We start from the raw sequence: 2,963 nt of genomic DNA, 5'->3' as shown, positions 1-2,963 counted from the left end.
CCGCTGCTCGACGGCGGCCTCGATGCCGCCGGGCGGACCATGCCGCCGCGCCTCGATCTCGACCCGCCGCTCGCCTCCGACCTGCCGCCGCCGGGCCTGGACCGCCCGCGCCGCGAGGGCGGGCTCCTGCCCCCCGACCGCTCGCTGGTGGCCAACGACGACCGGCGCAACATCGGCATCCTGCAGCAGACCCTGCGGGTGCGCTCCTCGCCCAAGCCCTACCTGCTCGCGCTCGCCGCCGGCGCCGTCTGGATCGGCGCCCTGGTGCTGATCGCGTGGTCGAAGTCCGAGGGCGACCTGCGCGCCGTCGTGTCGGGGCTCTCCGCCCTGCAGGCGAGCGTCGGCGCCGCGGCGCTGTTCGGCCCGGTGGTGCTGTTCGTGATCGCCGCCATGCTGGCGGTGCGCGCCCAGGAGATGCGCCTCGTCGCCCGTGCGGTGGGCGAGGTCGCGGTGCGTTTGGCCGAGCCCGAGAGCTTCTCCACCGACGCGGTCCTGACCATGTCGCAGACCGTGCGCCGCGAGGTGGCGGCGGTGGGCGACGGCGTCGAGCGGGCGCTCGCCCGGGCCGGCGAGCTGGAGACCCTGGTCCGGGGCGAGATCGCCACCCTGGAGCGGGCCTATTCCGACAACGAGATCCGCATCCGCTCCCTCGTGGACGAGCTCGTGGCCCAGCGCGAGGCGATCGTCACCAACGCCGACCGGGTGCGCAGCGCCATTGCCGGCTCCCACCAGAGCCTGAGCCAGGATCTGGAAGGCGCCTCGGACCGGATCGTCTCGGCCGTGACCGGCGCGGGCGAGCGGGTGACCGGCGCCCTGGAGACCCGCGGCGCCGCGATCACCGCCTCCCTGGGCGAGGCCGGCGACCGGGTGGTCAACCTCATGACCGCCCGCGGCAGCGACCTCGTCGACACCCTCGCGGCCACCAGTCAGGAGGTGCGCGGCGCCATCCAGGAGGTCGGCGAGACCCTGACCCGCAGCTTCGAGGATCGCGCCGGCGCGGCGACCGGCGCCTTCCAGGCCGCCGGCACCACCCTGGCCGATCGCCTGTCCGAGAATGCCGGCGCCCTCACCCGGACCCTGGAGGAGACCGGCAGCCGCGTCAGCGACGCGCTGGAGCGCCAGGCCGGCACCGTGCGCGAGAGCTTCGAGCGGTCCGTGACGGGGCTGGAATCCGTCTTCCTGTCCCGGGGTTCGGAGCTGACCGAGCGCTTCGGCGCGATGGGCGCCGACATCACCGCCCGCTTCGCCGAGACCGGCTCGGCCCTCACCCGGGAATCGCCGGCCGCGGCTCGCGCTGCGCCCCGAAATCGAGAGCGCCGGCCTGTCGGTCGCCGAGACGATCGAGGGCCGCGGGCGCGATGCCCAGGCTGCCCTGGCGCTGGCGGCCAGCGGCGCCGGCGAGACCCTGACGGCCCGTGCCGGCGCCGTGCGCGACGACCTCGTCGGCACCGCCGAGCGGATCGCCGAAGGGCTGTCGGAGCGCGGAAGCGCCCTCGCCGAGCGGATGGACGGCATCGCGGCGCGCCTCGACGAGACCGTGACGGTCCGGGCCGCGGACCTGGAGCACCGGGTCGCCGCCGCGGCCGAGCAGGCCGGCGGCAGCATCGCGCACCGGACCGAGACGGTGGCGGCGCGCCTGGAGGCCGCCTTCGCGGCCCTGGGCCAGGGCTTCGAGGCGGGGGCCTCCTCGGCGGTCCAATCCCTGCGGGGCACCGTCGAGAGCCTGTCGGGCGAGATCGACGGCCGCACCGCCGAAGCGGTCGCGGCGCTCCAGCGCGGGGCCGAGGCGGCCACCAGCGCCCTGCGCGGCACGACCGACGAGGCCACCGGCGCGGTCGAGGCCCGGACCCTGGAGGCCGTGCGGGTGTTCGAGCGCCGGGTCGCGGATTCCGCCACCACCCTGTCGGCGCGCACCGAGGAGGCCGCCGCGGCGCTGCGCGCCGCCGCCGATCAGGCCGGCCAGGCCGCCGAGACGCAGACGCGGGATGCCGCCGCCCGGCTCACCGCGGCCCTGGAGACCCTGCGCACCGCCTCCGGCGAGGTCACCGGCGCCGTGGAGGCCGAGACCGCGATCCTCACCGCCCGGTTCCGCGACGCCGCCGACCGCGCCGGCACGGAACTCGGCGAGCGCGGCACGGCCGCCGTCTCGGCCGTCCGCGCCGCGCTCGACGACCTCAACCGCGAACTCGCCGCCCGGACCGGCGACGCCACCGGCAGCCTCGCCGAGGCCGCCCGCGCGATCTCGGCCGACCTCGCCGCCCGGATCGGCGAGATGGAAGCGGCCTTCGGCGCGCATGGCCGCGGCGTCGCCGAGCTGCTCGCCAGCCATGCCGACGAGACCCAGGCCCGGATCAGCGGCACCGGCCGCGACATCGTGCTCGCCGTGGCGAGCCAGGGCGCCCGCATCGCCGACACCCTCAGCCAGACCGGTGCGAGCTTCGCCGAGACCGCCGACGGCCGGGTCCGGGCGATCGACGAGACGCTGGGCAGCCGCCTCGCCGCCCTGCAGGAGACCATCGCCCGCGGCGACATCCTGGCCGACCGGATCGGCCGTGACACCGCCGCCCTCGGCGAGACCGTCGGCGCCCGTCTGGAGGAGATGGACCGGCTCCTCACCGGCAAGGGCGAGGCCGTGGCCGAGACGATCACGGCCCGGGCCCGCGAGGCCGGCAGCCTGATCGAGACCCATCTCGGGGGCCTGGAGACGCGCTCCGCGGAGCGGGCCGCCGCGATCGCCGCCACCGTGGCCGACCTCGTCGGCCAGATCGACGGTCATCTCGGAAGCCGCACCAGCGCGGCGGACGAGGCGCTGCGCGCCCGGACCGACGAGATGGCGCGGGTCATGGCCGAGGGCCATCGCGGCCTGATGGAGATGCTGGAGGGCCGCACCAACGGCCTCGGCCAGGACATCGCCCGGCACACGGGCGAGATCGCTCGCCGGATCGAGGAGAGCGCCGGCCATT

The 2,963-nt window shown here is 76.7% G+C and carries 2 pseudogenes; one reads left to right on the top strand and one right to left on the bottom strand.

Annotated features, from left to right (window positions below):
• Positions 1-1,449 (bottom strand): annotated as a pseudogene (locus tag I53_RS34905) (hypothetical protein); the annotation flags it as partial.
• On the opposite strand from I53_RS34905, the pseudogene I53_RS34900 reads away from it, so the two are divergent.
• Positions 1,340-2,963, top strand: a pseudogene (locus I53_RS34900) (hypothetical protein); the annotation flags it as partial. The pseudogenes I53_RS34905 and I53_RS34900 sit on opposite strands and share 110 nt — an antisense overlap.

Origin of the sequence: Methylobacterium sp. B1, assembly GCF_000333255.1 — a bacterium.
Classification (GTDB): Bacteria; Pseudomonadota; Alphaproteobacteria; order Rhizobiales; family Beijerinckiaceae; genus Methylobacterium; species Methylobacterium fujisawaense.
The sequence above is the reverse complement of the archived record's forward strand: the minus strand, read 5'-3'. Positions and strand labels throughout refer to the sequence as shown.